Source organism: Rhizobium zaerense (assembly GCF_051810725.1).
Taxonomy (GTDB): domain Bacteria; phylum Pseudomonadota; class Alphaproteobacteria; order Rhizobiales; family Rhizobiaceae; genus Rhizobium; species Rhizobium leguminosarum_I.
On record NZ_JBPWQY020000003.1, the window covers coordinates 229687 to 245699 of the forward strand.

At 60.4% G+C, this 16013-nt stretch carries 16 protein-coding genes and 2 pseudogenes; 4 read left to right on the forward strand and 14 right to left on the reverse strand.

Annotation, left to right across the window (positions count from 1 at the left end; all coding sequences use genetic code 11):
• Positions 1-112: 112 nt before the first annotated feature.
• Positions 113-1072 carry a nitrogen assimilation transcriptional regulator NAC gene (gene nac / locus ACS4RR_RS27485; RefSeq protein ID WP_017968719.1) on the forward strand — a complete coding sequence of 320 codons (960 nt, stop codon included), beginning with the start codon at positions 113-115 and terminating at the stop codon, positions 1070-1072.
• 13 nt (positions 1073-1085) lie between these two features.
• On the opposite strand, the gene ACS4RR_RS27490 is transcribed toward nac, so the two are convergent.
• The 13 genes and pseudogenes from ACS4RR_RS27490 to ACS4RR_RS27550 all read right to left on the reverse strand — a co-directional run bounded on the left by ACS4RR_RS27490 (position 1086) and on the right by ACS4RR_RS27550 (position 12756).
• A complete protein-coding gene (locus tag ACS4RR_RS27490) occupies positions 1086-2288 on the reverse strand; it encodes a pyridoxal phosphate-dependent aminotransferase (protein WP_222280570.1) in 1203 nt (400 codons plus the stop codon).
• A 61-nt stretch (positions 2289-2349) separates the two neighbouring features.
• Positions 2350-3117 (reverse strand): 5-oxoprolinase subunit PxpA, encoded by a 768-nt coding sequence (locus ACS4RR_RS27495; RefSeq protein ID WP_456190397.1) that lies wholly within the window; start codon positions 3115-3117, stop codon positions 2350-2352.
• Positions 3118-3154: 37 nt separating this feature from the next.
• Positions 3155-4150: a 5-oxoprolinase subunit C family protein gene (locus ACS4RR_RS27500; protein WP_260112048.1), complete on the reverse strand. Its 996-nt coding sequence runs from the start codon at positions 4148-4150 to the stop codon at positions 3155-3157.
• Positions 4147-4854 carry a 5-oxoprolinase subunit PxpB gene (gene pxpB / locus ACS4RR_RS27505; RefSeq protein WP_260112049.1) on the reverse strand — a complete coding sequence of 236 codons (708 nt, stop codon included), beginning with the start codon at positions 4852-4854 and terminating at the stop codon, positions 4147-4149. Before pxpB ends, ACS4RR_RS27500 begins: the two co-directional genes overlap by 4 nt.
• Positions 4851-5276 carry an acetyl-CoA carboxylase biotin carboxyl carrier protein gene (locus tag ACS4RR_RS27510; protein ID WP_260112050.1) on the reverse strand — a complete coding sequence of 142 codons (426 nt, stop codon included), beginning with the start codon at positions 5274-5276 and terminating at the stop codon, positions 4851-4853. Before ACS4RR_RS27510 ends, pxpB begins: the two co-directional genes overlap by 4 nt.
• Positions 5273-6658 carry an acetyl-CoA carboxylase biotin carboxylase subunit gene (locus ACS4RR_RS27515; RefSeq protein WP_456190398.1) on the reverse strand — a complete coding sequence of 462 codons (1386 nt, stop codon included), beginning with the start codon at positions 6656-6658 and terminating at the stop codon, positions 5273-5275. Before ACS4RR_RS27515 ends, ACS4RR_RS27510 begins: the two co-directional genes overlap by 4 nt.
• Positions 6658-7096: pseudogene (locus ACS4RR_RS27520) on the reverse strand (acetyl-CoA carboxylase biotin carboxyl carrier protein). The gene ACS4RR_RS27515 and the pseudogene ACS4RR_RS27520 overlap by 1 nt, the downstream one beginning before the upstream one ends.
• Before the next feature lie 330 nt (positions 7097-7426).
• Positions 7427-7714, reverse strand: a complete 288-nt coding sequence (locus tag ACS4RR_RS27525) for a MurR/RpiR family transcriptional regulator (protein ID WP_017968727.1) — start codon at positions 7712-7714, stop codon at positions 7427-7429.
• A 129-nt stretch (positions 7715-7843) separates the two neighbouring features.
• A complete protein-coding gene (iolG, locus tag ACS4RR_RS27530) occupies positions 7844-8836 on the reverse strand; it encodes an inositol 2-dehydrogenase (protein ID WP_260112052.1) in 993 nt (330 codons plus the stop codon).
• A gap of 42 nt (positions 8837-8878) precedes the next feature.
• Positions 8879-9682 (reverse strand): TIM barrel protein, encoded by an 804-nt coding sequence (locus ACS4RR_RS27535; RefSeq protein ID WP_456190399.1) that lies wholly within the window; start codon positions 9680-9682, stop codon positions 8879-8881.
• A gap of 84 nt (positions 9683-9766) precedes the next feature.
• A complete protein-coding gene (locus tag ACS4RR_RS27540; RefSeq protein WP_017968730.1) occupies positions 9767-10561 on the reverse strand; it encodes an ATP-binding cassette domain-containing protein in 795 nt (264 codons plus the stop codon).
• 2 nt (positions 10562-10563) lie between these two features.
• Entirely contained in the window at positions 10564-11685 is a 1122-nt protein-coding gene (locus ACS4RR_RS27545) for an ABC transporter permease (protein WP_170255324.1), read from the reverse strand.
• Between the two features lie 123 nt (positions 11686-11808).
• A complete protein-coding gene (locus ACS4RR_RS27550) occupies positions 11809-12756 on the reverse strand; it encodes a sugar ABC transporter substrate-binding protein (RefSeq protein WP_222293770.1) in 948 nt (315 codons plus the stop codon).
• Positions 12757-12931: 175 nt separating this feature from the next.
• On the opposite strand from ACS4RR_RS27550, the gene ACS4RR_RS27555 reads away from it, so the two are divergent.
• On the forward strand, positions 12932-13927 hold the full coding sequence (locus tag ACS4RR_RS27555) for a LacI family DNA-binding transcriptional regulator (protein WP_170260151.1): 996 nt from the start codon (positions 12932-12934) through the stop codon (positions 13925-13927).
• Between the two features lie 154 nt (positions 13928-14081).
• Here ACS4RR_RS27555 and ACS4RR_RS27560 read toward each other — a convergent pair.
• Positions 14082-14198 (reverse strand): annotated as a pseudogene (locus ACS4RR_RS27560) (transcriptional regulator); the annotation flags it as partial.
• A 234-nt stretch (positions 14199-14432) separates the two neighbouring features.
• Between ACS4RR_RS27560 and ACS4RR_RS27565 the strand changes: the two are divergent.
• Positions 14433-15218 (forward strand): SDR family NAD(P)-dependent oxidoreductase, encoded by a 786-nt coding sequence (locus tag ACS4RR_RS27565; RefSeq protein WP_260112053.1) that lies wholly within the window; start codon positions 14433-14435, stop codon positions 15216-15218.
• A 13-nt stretch (positions 15219-15231) separates the two neighbouring features.
• Positions 15232-16011 carry a MoaF C-terminal domain-containing protein gene (locus ACS4RR_RS27570; RefSeq protein WP_456190400.1) on the forward strand — a complete coding sequence of 260 codons (780 nt, stop codon included), beginning with the start codon at positions 15232-15234 and terminating at the stop codon, positions 16009-16011.
• The last annotated feature ends 2 nt before the right edge of the window (positions 16012-16013 follow it).

Genomic DNA, 16013 nt, shown 5'->3' on the forward strand with positions numbered 1-16013 from the left:
GAGCCGGCGCAGGCTGCTGAAGAAACGACAGAGCTGATGCCGGGCATCGCCTCGCGGCGTCCGTGCCTCAGGCAGTCCCCCGTTCTGGCGCCGGCGTCGCGTTGCAAAAGCAATGCGCGTCTGCAAACATGTAAGCCGCGCAGAGCAGAACGGTACCCCGATCCTCATGGACATCAGACGCCTCAAATCTTTCATCGTGATCGTCGACAGCGGCAGCATCACGCGAGCGGCGGACCTTCTGCATATCGCCCAGCCGGCGCTCAGCCAGCAGCTTGCGGCGCTGGAGGAGCATTTCGGCCAGAAGCTGCTGATCCGCAGCCAGCAGGGCGTCAGCATGACCGATGCGGGGCATGCGGTGTATCGCCATGCGCAGATTATCCTTCGGCAGATGGAGCAGGCGCAAGCGGATGCCTCGGCAGCCGGCAATTCGCTTGCCGGGCGCGTGTCCGTTGGTCTCGTGCCCTTCAGCAGTGCCGCTACGCTGTCGGTCGACCTCCTGGCGGAGACCCGCAAACGGCATCCCGGTATTCTGCTGCACCTGACCGAAAGCGTCGGCCAGACCTATAGCCAGATGATCATGAACGGCCGGCTGGAGATGGCGCTTCTCCACGGAACCGGACCGATCAAAGGTGTCCGGTTCGAACCGATCCTCAGCGAAGAGTTTTTCCTTGTCGCGCATCGGGACTTTGCGATCGAAGCGGATGCGAAACCCGTTCCGGTGAATACTCTCGACGGGATACCGCTGCTGTTGCCGCCGGCCTATAATTTCGTCCGCCGCGCGGTCGATACAGCCTTCACCCGCACCCGCACCAATTTGAAAGTCGTGGCGGAAGTCGAGATCGTCCGTACCCTTGCCCGCGCGGTGGGCAGCGGTCTCGGCGCGACGATCATGCCGAAAGCCATCGCCGACCGCATCGTATCGGAATCGAGCGAACCGCTGATCTGCCGGCTCGTCTCGCCGCGGATCGAAGAAACCCTGTCGCTGTGTGTGTCCGACCAGAATCCCCTATCGGAACCGGCCCTTGCTGTCCGGGACATCCTTCTTGAGTTGACCGCACGCTTGAAAAACTGAAACGCGTTGCCAATCAGCGCATATCCCTGCAGAATTGAGCTATGCGCGCGCAGCCTTCGCCGAGTTTCTCCATGCTCGTGGCGTAGGAAATGCGAAAGAACGGGCTCATTCCGTAAGCCGCTCCTTGCACGGTCGCGACATGATGCTCGTCCACCAGCGCCATGACGAAATCGACATCGGTCTCGATCTTTCGCCCACCCCTGCTGGTCTTGCCGATCAGCCCGGAAATGTTGGGATAGAGGTAGAAGGCGCCTTCTGGCCTATGGCAGCGCAACCCTTCCACTTCCGACAATCTGTCGAGGACGAAGTTGCGTCTTTCCTTGTAGCTCGCCGCACGCTCCTTCAACAGATCCTGAGGACCGTCGAGCGCCGCGGTCGCCGCAGCCTGGGTCAGCGTTGCGATCCCGCCGCCATTCTGGCCGTTGACGTTGCTGATGGCGGAGATCAGCTCTTTCGGACCCGCACAAAAGCCGAGCCGCCAACCTGTCATTGCGTAAGCCTTGGAAACGCCGTTCATCGTCAGGACGCGCTCATAGAGCCTGGGTTCGACTTCGGCGATCGTGCAGAACTGGAAGTCGTCATAGACCAGGTGTTCGTAGATATCGTCGGTCATGATCCAGACATTGGGATGACGCAGCATGACCTCGGCGATGGCAGCCATCTCCGCCCGAGAGCAAGCGGCCCCGGTCGGATTGTTCGGGAAATTGAGGAAAAGCCACTTCGTGCGCGGCGTGATCGCCGCCTCCAGATCCTCGGGAAGCAGCTTGAAGCCGGTCTGCTCGTGGCAGGGGACGGCGACCGGGATGCCGCCGGCGAATTTGACGATATCCGCATAGCTGACCCAGGAGGGTGTGGGAATGACGACCTCGTCGCCTGGATTGCAGGTTGCCAGCATGGCATTGAAGATCACCTGCTTGCCGCCGCCCGAGACGACGATCTGGCTCGCCTCATAGTCGAGATTATTGTCCCGTTTGAACTTCCTGATGATGGCGGATTTGAGCGCCGGCGTTCCGTCCATCGGAGGATATTTCGTATCGCCCGCGAGAGCTGCCGCATGAGCCGCCTCGATTGCGTGGCCCGGAGTGGGGAAATCCGGCTCGCCAGACGAGAGGCTGACGACTTTGATCCCGTTGGCGGCCAGTTCCCTGGCGCGCTGGGTCATGGCGGCGGATGCGGATATGGAGACGTTTTTCAGGCGGTCTGATGCAGCGGACATCAAGAAGGTCCTTCGATGAGGGATTGGAACGGGAGACCGCCCGCAGGCGATCAGGATTGTATCAATCGGCGAGTTCGGCGGCAGGCGCGAGGGTCGCGCCCGTGGCTTCGATCTCGCCGCGCACGATGCCGGCAAGCTCCAGGGCGCCCGGGGTGTCGCTGTGGACGAGAATGGAGCGGGCCGGCATTGCGATCACCGCTCCGTCGATCGTCTCGACGCTTCCTTCGAGCAGGAATTTCCGTACGCGTGCACGCACCGAGGCTTCGTCCTTGATGACGGCGCCGGCGAGTCCGCGCGCGACGAGTCTGCCCTCGGCGTCATAGGCCCGGTCCGCCAGGAAAAGCGCCAGCGTCTTCAAACCTGCGCGTCTGGCCGCCTGTTGGATCTCGCTGCCTGACGTCACGAAGACGACGAGGCCCGCGTCCACGGCGGCGATCGCATCCATCATCAGGTCGGCGAGCAGAGGATCGCGATTGACCATATTGCCCATGGCCGCGTGGAAGCTGATATGGGACATCGTGACACCCTCGGCCTTGGCGATCGCCATCAGGGCGCCGAGCTGATAGAGCATCTGCTGGCGAAGCTCATCTGCCGAAAACGCTATTTCGCGCCGACCGAACCCGAGCCGGTCGGGCAAGCCCGGATGCGCGCCGATGCCGACGCCGTTCAGTTTCGCAAGCCGGACCATACGCCCCATCGTATCGGGGTCGCCGCCATGGAAACCGCAGGCGATGTTGGCCGACGAGACGAGTTTCATCATCGCTTCGTCGTCGCACAGCCGGTAGGGGCCAAATCCTTCGCCCATGTCGGAATTCAGATCGATCTTCATCAGCTCCTCCTTTTGACGGCCTCTTGGGCGGCACCCATTAGGCCATCGCCTTCAAGGCGCGCTTGACCATTCGGGATGTCTGCCCGACGTCGTCGACATAGCGGGCGACAGCCTGTTCCACCGCACGGGCCTCCGTATGCGTCGAGCGAACGAACTTCAGGCGTGCGCCGATGCGGGCTTGCCCGAGCCGCCAGAGATCGCATTCGATCACGCCGGCGATCTTCGGATAGCCGCCGGCGGTGTTGGCGTCGCTCATCTGCACGATCGGTTCGCCGCCGGGCGGAACCTGGATCACGCCGGGCACGACGCCGTGGGAGCGCATCTCGATGGACGTCGTTGGCGTGATGGGCTCGCCGGACAGGCGGTAGCCCGTCCGGTCGCTTCGGGAGGAAATCCTCCAGGTCCGGCTCCAGAAAGCTTCGCCGTCGCCTGCGAAAAGATCGTGCTCACCGGCAGGCAAGGCGCGGATCGGCAGCGTGCCGTCGACAGCAGCCGGGAAGACATCGCGCAGTGCCACGGCCGGTTCGACGACGGCAAGACCCGAGGTCGGCAGTATGGCGATCTCTGCATCCTTGCCGACCGCGATCCGGTCTCCCTTCGCCAGAGGCCGGCCTGAATTACCGCCAAAGCCGCCGCGCAGCGACGTGCTTCGCGAACCCATGACAACGGGAATATCCAGCCCGCCTCCGAGCGAAATATAGGAGCGCGCCAGCCGTGGAGGCTGTTTCAGTTCGAGAACCTGTCCGGGCTCCGCGATGTAAGCGCACCAGGGAAGTAATTCCAGTCCGTCCAGATGAGGTTTGCCGTCGGCGCCGGTCACGGCAAAGACGATGCGCTGCTCGAAACGCAGGCTGAACGGAAAGGTCTGCACCTCTATCGCGGCGGCATTTTCATCATTGCCGACGAGAATGTTGCCGATCCGGACCGCCAGCGGATCCATCGCGCCGCTGGCCGATACGCCGATATCGCGATAGCCCGGGCGGCCAAGATCCTGCACCGTGTTGAACGGACCGCTTTCCAAGATCTCGATCATAGCTCGATCCTCGCCGGCAGGAACCGCACCGTATCTCCAGGCGCCATCATGGCGGGGCTCGATGAGGCGGGGTCGAACATCTCAAGTGCCGCGAAGCCGATGGAATTCCAGCCGTTGGGGCCCGTGAGCATGGCGACGCCGGTCTGCATGCCGCCAATGGTCACGCAGCCCTTCGGCATCTTCAGCGAGGGCACGGTCTTTCGCGGCATGTAGATGCGCGGATCGAGGCCATGCAGGTAGCCGAAACCGGGCGCGCTGCCCAAGGCGAAGACACGGTAGGTCGCTTCATGATGGATGCGGACAACTTCGCGATCGCTCAAGCCCGAGAGATCGCAAAGGGCCGGCAGATCCGTCGCATATTCGCCGCCATAATCGACGGGGATCTCGATGGTCTTGCCGTTGAGGTCGATGCTGCGCGCATTCTCCCATGCCTCCAGCAGCCGGGCGACCACCGCATCCGGATCTTCGGGCGTCTCCTTGAAGATCACCAGCAGGTTGGTCATGCCGGGAATGTTTTCGGCAAGGTCCGCCCAACCTTTCACGCTCTGGGACAGAGCCCAGATCCGCCGCTGCGCGGCGAGATCGAAGTCGCCAGGCGCCTCGAGCAGGAAGGATCTGGCGCCGATCGAGGAAACCCGCGCCTGGTTTTTGGCGGCCGGAACGATCTCGCGTTGCGATGCATGTCTGTTCGTCGTGGCGATCATGATGGGAGCTCGATTTCGAACAGAGGATCGCCAAAGCCGACCAGCGCTCCGGGCTCGGCGAACAGCCTGGTCAAAACACCGGAACGGCCGGCGCGAAGGGGAAGCAGGATATGCCCTACCCCGACGAAGCCGACGATATCCGCATCGGATACGGAGCGCGGTAGATCTTGCGACATGGCGTAGGAGGCCGGATGATCGAGGCAGAAGTGGCCCGCCATTGGCGCCTTCACGACGGTCGATGCGGAGCCGGGAGCGCGGGGCGTCGCGTCGGTCGAGCTGATCCGGGCGCCACTTTCTCCAGCGACGATAATGCGAAGCTGTCCGCCCGGCCGGGAGATTTCGAGGCCGTTCACGCCGGCGGCCGTCAGCGCGTCGGTGAGGAATGCGATGGTCGCCGGATCGCTGAAGTCGATCGCGCTCATGCCGCCCTCCGCAGCTTCAGCCATTGTTCGAGATGGTGAATGTCAGTCTCGCCCTGCGCGAATACGCCGTCCTCGAACAGGGCGCGCAGGAAGGGGATATTGGTGGAAATTCCGTCGACCTCAGTGCCGGCAAGCGCTTCGCGCATTCTTGCCATCGCTTCCGCCCGCGTCGGCGCATGGACGATCAGCTTTGCGATCAGCGAATCGTAATAGGGCGAGACCTTGTAGCCGGCATGAATATGCGTATCGACGCGGATGCCTGACCCCGTGGGCAGAACCAGATGGGTGACGACACCTGCCGAGGGCAGGAAGCTATCCGGGTCCTCGGCGTTGATGCGGCATTCGAAGGAATGGCCTTCGCAGGTCACATCGCCTTGGACGAGATCGATAACGTGACCCTGAGCCACCCTTATCTGCGCCTGGACGATATCGACACCGCTCGTCATCTCGGTGACGGGATGCTCGACCTGAAGTCGCGTATTCATCTCGATGAAATAGAAAGCACCGTCCTCATAGAGGAATTCGAAGGTTCCGACACCCCGGTAGCCGATCTGAAGGCAGGCCTGCACGCAGGCCATGCCGACCGGCTGGATGATGTCGGGCACAATTCCCGCCGCCGGCGCCTCTTCCACCACTTTCTGATGGCGGCGCTGCATCGAGCAATCCCGGTGTCCGAGCCACACGGCATTGCCGTGATCGTCGCAAATGACCTGGATCTCGATGTGGCGCGGATGCCCTAAGAATTTCTCCATGTAGAGCGCGGGTGAGCCGAAGGCCTTGCGGGCCTCTTCCCGCGTCAGCGCAATTGCTTCATGCAGCAAATCGGCCTTTGGCACGACGCGCATGCCGCGTCCGCCGCCGCCGCCGGCTGCCTTGATGATGACGGGATATCCGATTTCGAGCGCTAGGCGCTCGATCGTGGCGGGGTCATCGGGCAGCGCGGTATCCGGACCGGGAACGCAGGGAACTCCGGCTGCCATCATCGCGCGCTTTGCCGATATCTTGTCGCCCATGATGGCAATCGAGGAGGTGGTCGGGCCAATGAAGACCAGGCCGGCCTTTTCGACAGCGTCGGCGAAGGCGGCGTTTTCCGATAGAAAACCGTAACCTGGATGGATGGCGCCCGCACCGGCCAGGCGCGCCGCCAGAAGGATGGCATCCTGATTGAGATAGCTCTTGGCAGCACTCGACGGGCCGATGCAGAGAAAGCTGTCGGCGGTGCTGCCGTAAGGCGCTTCCCTGTCCGCCTCGGAGCAGATCGCGACTGTCTTCAGGCCGAGCTCGCGGTAGGCGCGCTGAATCCGGACTGCGATCTCGCCGCGATTGGCGATGAGGACGGTATCGAAGCGGCCGCTCGGAGATTGTTCAGGCGTTTCCGGCATCAGGCAATCTCCGCCAGCAGATCGCCGGTCTCGACCTCGCCGTCGTCGATTTCGGTGAGATGGGTGATGCGCCCCGATCGCGGCGCCGCGATCGTGTTGAAGACCTTCATCGCCTCGATGATGAAAAGCGTTTGCCCCTCTTCCACCTCTTCACCGATTGCGACGAATGGCGGCTCCCCGGGTGCCGGGGTCCGGTGCAGAACGCCGAAGACCGGCGCCTTCACCGCATGGGTTTTTTCAGGCTTCGAAGGCGTATCGGCGCCGGCATTCTGGGCAAGGCTTGTCGTCGATCCCCTCTTGCTCGGGCTCGGCAGCAGCCTCCTGACCCGGCGACGTGCGGAAGATCCGAACCGTCACGTCCTTCTCCGTCACGGTCAGCTCGGTAATGTTCGATCGTCCGACAAAGTCGATCAGCGTCTTGATCTTCAAGAGGTCCATATGTGTGCTCGGAATTTCAAAATTCCACCGCGCATAGCTGAAGTTTCAGATCGCCCGGCGTTGTGATTTTCGTAGCACGACGCACCGACTGATGGGGTCAGACGAAGTTTTGATGGAGCGTGACCTGCGCCCAGTGGGGCATCTCGCCGAGCGCTTGCGAATTTCTCTCGACGGCAGCAGCGGCCGCCGGAATCCCCAGACGACTTGAATCCTTCTCGAGAAGTTACGCGTCATCGAACTGGTAGAGGCAACGGCTTCGACGGCCTCGATGCCGGGAGCCTTGTGACCTCATGCGGAACGGCCTTCGTCGAACAGGGAGCCAGACAGCCCCTAGCGATGATTCGCGGAAATCTTGCGGAGATGATCTCTTATCATCGCGCGAAACTCGCGCAATGTTCGAAACCCGATGTGCTGTGCAAGTCGGTGAACCGTCGTTTGAGAAACCTTGCAATTGCGCGCAATCACAGCGGCACTTTCGAATGCAATTATTTCCGGCCGTTCAATGACCTGCCTCGCAACTTGTTCGAGACTGTTTGGAAAGACGATCTGCCGTTTGGCGATCAGGTACTTCAGTTCCTGCAGAGTCGCAGGAGGGCGATGGTCTCTATCCTGTAGCATTGCGCTTCACTTTCCAAAGGCCGTCTTCCGGCAATTTCGGTGCGACCCGGATGCACATTGGAAGGCGGCACGTCACCCCCGGTGGCGATGCGACAGTGTGACAACATGGCCGCATCGCATCGAAGCTTGTTAATCGACCTGCACGGGCCTTCCTGTCTGCCAACTGACAGTGGCGGCCTCCGCCAGTTTCTGAGCCTGGAGGCCGTCGAGTCCGCCGGGCCTCGGTGAGCGGTTGCCGCTGTCGATCGCATCGATGAAAACATTGATCTCACTGGCGTAGGCCTGGGCGTAGCGTTCGAGGAAGAAATATTGGACGGGATCGCCGCTAACACCATGCGCATTGGAAAGCTCGACGCTGGTTGCGTGGATATTCCTCGCCGCAAGCATGCCGGCAGCTCCGTGGACTTCGATGCGCTGGTCGTAGCCATAAGTCGCCCGGCGCGAATTGGTGATGACGGCAATGCGCCCGGATGCCGTCTGCATCTGCACGGCGGCGGTATCCACATCGCCCTCGGCCCCGATCGCCTTGTCGACGAGCGAGGAGCCAAGTGCATTCACGACGATGAATTCCTCCCCGATGAGGAAGCGGGCCATGTCGAAGTCATGAATCATCATGTCGCGGAACAGACCGCCGGAGGATTTGACGTAATCGGCAGGCGGCGGCGCGGGATCCCGGCTGGTGATCGTCACGATTTCGATTTCGCCGATATCGCCGCGGCGCAGGCGCGCTTCCACACTGGCGAAATTCGGGTCAAACCGGCGATTGAAGCCGATCATCAAGGTCGACTTGTTCTTCTCGACGACGTCGAGGCAGGCATTGATGCGCTCGACCGACAGGGACACCGGTTTTTCGCAGAGGATTGCCTTGCCGGCCTTCGCGGCCGCTTCGATGAGATCGGCGTGGCTGGGGGTCGGTGTCGCAATCAGGATCGCATCGACGTTTGAGGACTTGATGACGTCCTCCGCATCGGCAACCTCGGCGCCCGTCTGCGCGGCAAGCGCCTCTGCCGATGCCTTGAAGGCATCCGCCACATAGACGAGCTTCGCCTTCGGGTTCGCCGCAATAGTCGCGGCATGCACCTTGCCTATCCGGCCGGCGCCGATCACTCCAAACCTGATCATTGATATTTCTCCATGATATGTAAGTGTTGACTATCGAAATCTTCAAACCGTGAAGGCGTCGCGGAAACGGGCAAGCGCCGTCTCATCGTCGCCGGAAGCCCAGGCCTCCATGCCGATCGTGCCGCGATAGCCCATATCCTTGAGCGCACCAGCAATTGCCTTGTAGTTGATCTCTCCGGTACCCGGCTCCATGCGCCCCGGAACATCCGCCACCTGGATTTCGCCGATATGAGGCAGAGCGCGCCGGCATAGCTCGATGAGGTTTCCTTCGCCGATCTGAGCGTGATAAAGGTCGAGATTGAGCTTCAGCGCCGGTCGGTTTACCGACGAAACGAGCGCAAGCGTATCTTCGGCCTTGGCAAACGGTGTCTTTGGGTGATCGACTGCCTCATTGAGGTTTTCGAGCACGAAGGTGACGCCCTCTTTGTCGCCGAGGTCGGCGATACGGCTAAGAGTATCGCGCGCCTTGAGCCACATGGCGCCCGTCACCTTGTCGGCCTTGACCACCGGCAGACCCTGGCCGTCGAGACCGGTCCCATGCAGGTTGAGGCGCGGGCAGTTGAGCTCTCTGGCGATCGGAATCGATTGCTTGGCCGTTCGCAGCAATTCGTCTGCGCCCGCGTCATCGGCGAGCGTACCGGTCACATAGCCGGTCATTGACGAGAAGACCGCTCCTGATCTTGCAAGGGCGGCGATGTCATGTCTCGTCCAATCCCAGATCTCGGCCTGAAAGCCGAGTTCGGTGATGCGCTTGAGCCTGTCGACGACCGGCAGCGACTTGAAGACCATCTCGGCACAGATGGCGAGCGTGAAGGGGAGTGAGGCATTCGACGAGCCGTCGTACATGACCGTATTCCATGATTGATGATTGAGTGAAAGGCGGCGACGGCCCTTGAAAGCCAATCGAACGCCGCCTCGGAAGCAAGCCGGCTAGATCGTGCCGCCGAGTTCTTCGGACAATTGCTGCAGTTCCTTGCCGCCGGCCATGAGGTTCTGAAGCTCATCCATCGCGATATCAGCCTTGGCAAAAGTGCCAAGCGTCTGGCCGCGATTGAGGATGGTGAAACGGTCCGCCACCGCGTAAGCATGGCGAACATTGTGGGTGATGAAGATGACGCCCAATCCGTTTTGTCGGACCTGGTGGATGTATTTCAGCACCATCGAGGTTTGCGCCACGCCGAGCGCCGAAGTCGGCTCATCGAGAATGAGGATCTTGGCGCCGAAATAGACCGCACGCGCAATCGCAACGCATTGGCGTTCGCCCCCCGACAAGGTGCCCACTGCCTGATTGGGATCGCGGATATCGATGCCGATCTTGCGCATCTCTTCACGCGTGACGTCGTTGCAATGCGTAAGGTCCAGGTGACGGAAAGGGAAGAAGCCTTTGCGAGGCTCCCGGCCCATGAAGAAGTTACGGGTGATTGACATCAGCGGGATCATGGCAAGGTCCTGATAGACAGTCGCAATCCCCGCATCGAGCGCGTCGCGCGGACTGCGGAAATTGACCGGCTTGCCTTCGACCAGGAACGAACCTCCGCTTGGGCGGACGACGCCGGAGAGTGTCTTGATCAAGGTGGATTTGCCCGCGCCGTTGTCACCGAGGAGACAAAGTACTTCTCCGGCCGACACCTGCATCGACACGCCGTTGAGCGCAATCACGGAGCCGTAGTGCTTGATGATATCGGTCACTTCGATGATCGGCGTTCGATTGTTGATATCAGACATGATCAGCGCTCCCCGGTAACCTTGCGGCGGATGAAATTGTTGAAGAGAACGGCCAGCAGCAGCATCGAGCCCAGGAAGACCTGAAACCAGTCGGAATCGAATTTGGTGTAGGTCAGGCCGATCGAGACCGAGCCGAAGATGATCGCGCCGAAGAAGGCGCCAATCGCCGAACCATAGCCGCCGGTCAGCAAGCACCCACCAATGACGGCGGCAATGATCGCCTCGAACTCTTTCTGAAAGCCGCGTCTGGCGTCAGTCGAGCCAGCATCGAGCACGGTGATGATGGCAACCAGAGCTGCCGCGCATGCTGTCAGCGCAAAAAGGCCGGTCTTAACTCTGTGAACGGGCACGCCGGAGTTTCTAGCCGCATTGGGATCGCCACCGGCGGCAAAGATCCAGTTGCCCGTGCGGGTGCGCAGGAGGACCCAGGTCGCAGCCAGCGCAAGCGCGACAAACCACAATACGGAAACCGGGACGCCCGTGACCTTCGGCATGCCGTTGGGGAACTTGTCGATCAGATCGTGATCCGCGAGCCAGACAAATGCGCCCTTCAGCGCATCGCCGGAAAAAAAGCCAAGCAGCGGACTGTCTTTGACACGATCGCTGATGCCGCGAAGCTGCGTCGAACCGCCCGTCGCCCATTTCAGGCCGACGAGCGTCAGGCCACGGAGAATGAAAAGGAATGCCAGGGTCACGATGAAGGACGGAAGGCGCGTGCGAATGACGATCTGCCCATTGATCGCTCCCATGAACGCGGCGAAGAGCATCGTCATGACGATGGCAACCGAAAGCGGCTGGCCGAAATTCGTGAGGATGACGCCGAAGATCAGTCCGGCAAAGGCCACCATCGAGCCGATCGAGAGATCGAACTCTCCTCCGATCATCAGAAGCGCTGCTGCAATGGCAAGGATTCCCAATTGCGAGGCCGGCGCCATGATGGTCATCAGGCCGGAAAGCGAAAACATCGTCGAATCTGCGGTGAGAAAGAAAAAGACGATGACGAGAACAAGGCCTGCCACAGCACCAAGCTCTGGCCGCCGCATCATATGCGTCAGAAAACTCACTTGTTTGACGCGCTCATCGGTCTTCGGCGTAGCTGCCGTTCTCTGCTCAAGCGAAGCCATAACTCCTCCGACTGGATCGTGATTTAGGGTGGCGGGGCGCTGTTCGGCAGCGCGATCGGTCAGCCAAACCCCCTCCCCACTGGGAGGAGGAGAGTCTGGGAGAATGCCTTACGGCAATTGCGGTTAGCGAATGCCCTTGGCGGAAAGATCCACAACTTGGGCAGCCTTTTCCTTGGTGATAAGGTTCGGGCCGGATGGAACATTCCCTCCCGGGATAAGCCCGTATTTGGCGTAGTTGGCCAAAAATACGACCGGCAGATAGCCCTGCAGGAACTGCTGCTGATCGATCGCGAAAGCTGCCTTCCCATCGGCAACGGCCTTCAGGAAATCAGCTGAAAGGTCGAATGTCGCCACCTTGATCTTGCCGGTCATTCCGACATCCTCGACGGCAGCCAGGGACGGCTCGCCGGCCGTGCCGGCACCGAGCGCCATGACAGTGTCGACGGCAGTATTGGAACTCAGCGCCGCCTTGACCTTCGCGCGGACATCTGCCGGATCGTTGCTGACGGGCAGCACCGTGACCTTGCCGCCGAAACCGTCGGCAAAGCCCTTGCAGCGCAGATCGAGCGAAACATTGCCGACCTCCTGGTTCACGCACAGGCCTTCCTTGCCGCCCAACTCATGCAGCTTCGCGCCGGCGGCCTTGCCGGCGGTATATTCGTCCTGGCCAACATGGAGAAGTGCTCCCAGCTCCTTTGAAACGTCAGAACCGGAATTGATGGAGATAACCGGGATACCGGCGGCGACAGCCTTCTTGATGGATGGACCGAGTGCCGAGGCGTCTGGAATGGAGACGATAAGCCCATCGGGCTTCTGATTGACGGCAGCATCGATGAGCTGCCCCATAGACACCATGTCGAAGGTTTCCGGAGCGCGATAATCGACGCTGACACCCATGTCCTTCGCCGCTGCGTTGACGCCGTTCTTGACGACCGACCAGAACGGATCATTGGCTTGGCCGTGGGTGACGGCGACGATGCGAATGTCAGCCGCGTTGGCGATTGCCGAAGAGCACATGAGCACAGCAGCAACGGCCGCACTCGTGAGAAGCGATTTCACACCGAATTTCATTTGACCCTCCCAAAACACAGTCCGCTCCATGCGAACTTGAGAATGCTACCGGTTGCAACTCCTATTGCACCCGGTAGCAAGCTCGACAAAACTACTTTATTGTCGACAAAAATCAAGCATCCATTCCATTTTTATTTTTTTGTGGAATATTCATTCCATTCAAGAGGAGGCAGTCATGCGCAAACGGGCGACGGCGAAAGAGGTGGCGGAAGCCGCCGGCGTGTCGAAATGGACCGTCATCCGTGCGTTCACGCCAGGTGCGTCCATTGCGGACGCAAGCCGGCAAAAGGTGCTTCGGGCGGCGGAGACCCTGAACTATTCGCCCAACCTGCTTGCCCGAAGCCTCGCGACGAACACCACCCATCAGGTGGCCGTCTTCGTCGACGACTTCGCCAATCCGCATAAGCTTCCGGTTCTGGAGACGTTGACCGAGCGCCTGCAGGCGGAGGGTCTGCTGACAGTATTGATCAACATCAACCGCCATTTCGATCACGTTCACGCCTTGATCAATGCTGACCAACGACAATTCGATGCCGTGATCCTGTTCGGTACGGCCTTTCGCGAGGAAACGCTGGGTGATCGACGGCTTGGCCGAGGTTTCCCCCCGATGTTCGTTCTTGCGAGAGACAGCCAAATCCCCGGCGTTCCCGCGATTGCCTGCGATGCAGAAATCGCTCTCAGCGAGATCGTCGATTACCTGTTCGACAAGGGCTATCGCCGTCCCGGCTTCATGACCGGGGCGAGAACCCTGTCGACGGCGCTCGGCAGGCGTCATCACTATGCAAATTTTTGGCGACGAAAAGGTGTCGAAGGCGTTGCAGAATTGGCCGCGGAACGATACAGCGCCCGGGCCGGCGCCGAAGCGGCACGCACTTATCTGAACGCAACTTCGCCCGCATCGCGCATCGATGTTTTGATGTGTGAAAATGATATTTTGGCGCTGGGAGCGATGGACGTTGCCCGCAGAGAGTTCGGTCTTGGGGTTCCGCAAGACTTGGCAGTCGTCGGCTTCGACAATATCGAACTCGGCGGGGCTCCTGCCTACGAACTAACCAGCTACGAACAGCCCACCGACGAGATGATCAACGCCATGGTCGCAATGATAACGGGCAAGCGCGATGCCGAAATGGTTGTCATGCGGGGACGGCTTGTGCCGAGGTCATCGGCATGACGTGTCTCAAGGATCTTCCCAGGAGCACCTCGCGTCGCACTTCTGACCACGATCGAATGATGGTCATCCCGCTGTTGATGGGAATTGAACCGCAAATCCTGTGCTATGGTGGCCCTTGGGACGATCACCGATGAATCTCATGCTGACAAGATTCGTCTTGGGCTATTACGAACTTGAGATCCATGTCTCCCCAGATCCAATTCGGATTGGAATTGACTATTCGCCGCGCAGATCCGTACTCGACGGCAAAGCTGCGCTGCACTTTTCTCACTTTGAGAAGCTTGGATGTCCGCGGTGATGTTTCGGCGACGTTTTCAGCATCGCAACAAGCCCTGCAGATAACCACTATTGCGCTGCCGGTCTAAGCCCTTGCTCGGCCAGCGGCGCGAGGCCTTAGGCTCGAAATCAACATCTGTGCACGCTCAGTCAAAACCAATTGCAGACGTAGACACGACGGCTCCGCTGCTTTCGGCCATGATGTTCCTCTAGGGTGAGAGGAGACATCATGCGCTTCAAGAACAAGACCGCCTTGATTACGGGCGGGGGAACGGGAATCGGTGCGGCGGTTGCGCGCCGGATTCGGTTGGAGGGTGGCAACGTTGCGCTTGTGGGACGGCGTCCGGACCCACTTCACGCCGTTGCCGAAGAGATCGGAGCCGCGGTCGTTGTCGCCGATGCAGCTGACGGCACCAGCATGAAGGCTGCCGTCCTTACCGTCGCAGAGCAGTTCGGCGGACTGGATATTCTCGTGGCCAATGCCGGGGGCCACGGTGTCGGCCCAACGGTCAGCATGTCGGACGAGACTTGGGATCTGGCCATCAGGCTCAATCTCAACACGGCCTTCGTCAGCGCGCGCGAGACGTTGCCGCATCTGATCGAGAGCAAGGGCAATATCGTCGTGCTTGCCTCGATCGCGGGACTTTTTGCCGGTCCGGATGCCGCAGGCTACGTCACCATGAAACACGGCTGTATCGGCCTGGCAAAGTCGCTGGCTCGGGACTATGGCCGTCTTGGCGTGAGGACCAACACCGTTTGCCCCGGCTGGGTGATGACGGCGATGGCCGACGAGCAGATGGAATTCATCATGGAAAAATTCAAGCTGAAGAGCATCGAGGACGCTTATGCCCTGGTGACGAAGGACGTGCCGCTTGGCCGTGCCGCAAGGCCTGAAGATGTCGCCAATGCCGTCTGCTTCTTGGCCTCGGCGGAAGCCACGATGGTCAACGGCGCCATCCTGACCGTCGACGGCGGAGCCGGGACCGTCGATCTGCCCACACTCGCATTCACCTGAGGAGGAGACAATAATGAACCAGAATCCGAAAGACTGGAAAACCTACGATCAGTTCGCATATGGGATCGACGCGAACCGTCTGCCGGCGACGAATGCCCTTTCCGGCTCATCCCACACGATCGTCTTTGACGATGCTCGCAAGCTTCAACTCACCTTCCACGATAACAATTTGCAATGGTCGGACGGCGATGACAGCGCAACCGACAAGGTCGAAGTCATCGAGGTCGCGCCCGACACCTTCTTCGTCGAAATCATTTTCGCGGGTCGACCCAAAGAAGCCGAGACCTTGATCCTGAACGTTTCCAGCCGACGCGTTCTGTCGATCTACTCGATCGTGCGCGAAAAGGAGCAATCCATCGGAGAGCCGCAGGTGGCGCAGATTTTCCGACCCGGTATTCTCGAAGGCGGCGCAGTCAGCGGACCGGTGCCGGCCGAAAGCCGCGACCTGATCGGGCTGAGGGCGCATTTCACCTATAGCCCGAACCACGTCTACGAACATACCTATCTCTCGTCGCAACGCTATGCGTGGCAATGCCTAGTCGGCGTGCAACGGGGGCACGGTGACGTCGACCTGACGACCACCTATAAGTTCGACGAGGACCAGTACATCTTCACCTTCCGGGAATTCAAGATCGCTGTCGCCTCGACATTCTTCTACAATTTCAAGGATATGCGTTCGACCGGCAAGTTCCTCGGCATCACCGGCGATGGCCGTATCCAGAACAGCCCGGCTGGCGCCTTCATCCGCAAGGCGTCGATGACCTACTATCTCCCCGGGCAGGAACCCGTCTGAAA

Coding starts and splice junctions, on each gene's coding strand:
- nac (WP_017968719.1), top strand. CDS start 113: ATGCGCGTCTGCAAACATGTAAGCCGCGCAGAGCAGAACGGTACCCCG.
- ACS4RR_RS27490 (WP_222280570.1), bottom strand. CDS start 2,288: ATGTCCGCTGCATCAGACCGCCTGAAAAACGTCTCCATATCCGCATCC.
- ACS4RR_RS27495 (WP_456190397.1), bottom strand. CDS start 3,117: ATGAAGATCGATCTGAATTCCGACATGGGCGAAGGATTTGGCCCCTAC.
- ACS4RR_RS27500 (WP_260112048.1), bottom strand. CDS start 4,150: ATGATCGAGATCTTGGAAAGCGGTCCGTTCAACACGGTGCAGGATCTT.
- pxpB (WP_260112049.1), bottom strand. CDS start 4,854: ATGATCGCCACGACGAACAGACATGCATCGCAACGCGAGATCGTTCCG.
- ACS4RR_RS27510 (WP_260112050.1), bottom strand. CDS start 5,276: ATGAGCGCGATCGACTTCAGCGATCCGGCGACCATCGCATTCCTCACC.
- ACS4RR_RS27515 (WP_456190398.1), bottom strand. CDS start 6,658: ATGCCGGAAACGCCTGAACAATCTCCGAGCGGCCGCTTCGATACCGTC.
- ACS4RR_RS27525 (WP_017968727.1), bottom strand. CDS start 7,714: ATGCTACAGGATAGAGACCATCGCCCTCCTGCGACTCTGCAGGAACTG.
- iolG (WP_260112052.1), bottom strand. CDS start 8,836: ATGATCAGGTTTGGAGTGATCGGCGCCGGCCGGATAGGCAAGGTGCAT.
- ACS4RR_RS27535 (WP_456190399.1), bottom strand. CDS start 9,682: ATGTACGACGGCTCGTCGAATGCCTCACTCCCCTTCACGCTCGCCATC.
- ACS4RR_RS27540 (WP_017968730.1), bottom strand. CDS start 10,561: ATGTCTGATATCAACAATCGAACGCCGATCATCGAAGTGACCGATATC.
- ACS4RR_RS27545 (WP_170255324.1), bottom strand. CDS start 11,685: ATGGCTTCGCTTGAGCAGAGAACGGCAGCTACGCCGAAGACCGATGAG.
- ACS4RR_RS27550 (WP_222293770.1), bottom strand. CDS start 12,756: ATGAAATTCGGTGTGAAATCGCTTCTCACGAGTGCGGCCGTTGCTGCT.
- ACS4RR_RS27555 (WP_170260151.1), top strand. CDS start 12,932: ATGCGCAAACGGGCGACGGCGAAAGAGGTGGCGGAAGCCGCCGGCGTG.
- ACS4RR_RS27565 (WP_260112053.1), top strand. CDS start 14,433: ATGCGCTTCAAGAACAAGACCGCCTTGATTACGGGCGGGGGAACGGGA.
- ACS4RR_RS27570 (WP_456190400.1), top strand. CDS start 15,232: ATGAACCAGAATCCGAAAGACTGGAAAACCTACGATCAGTTCGCATAT.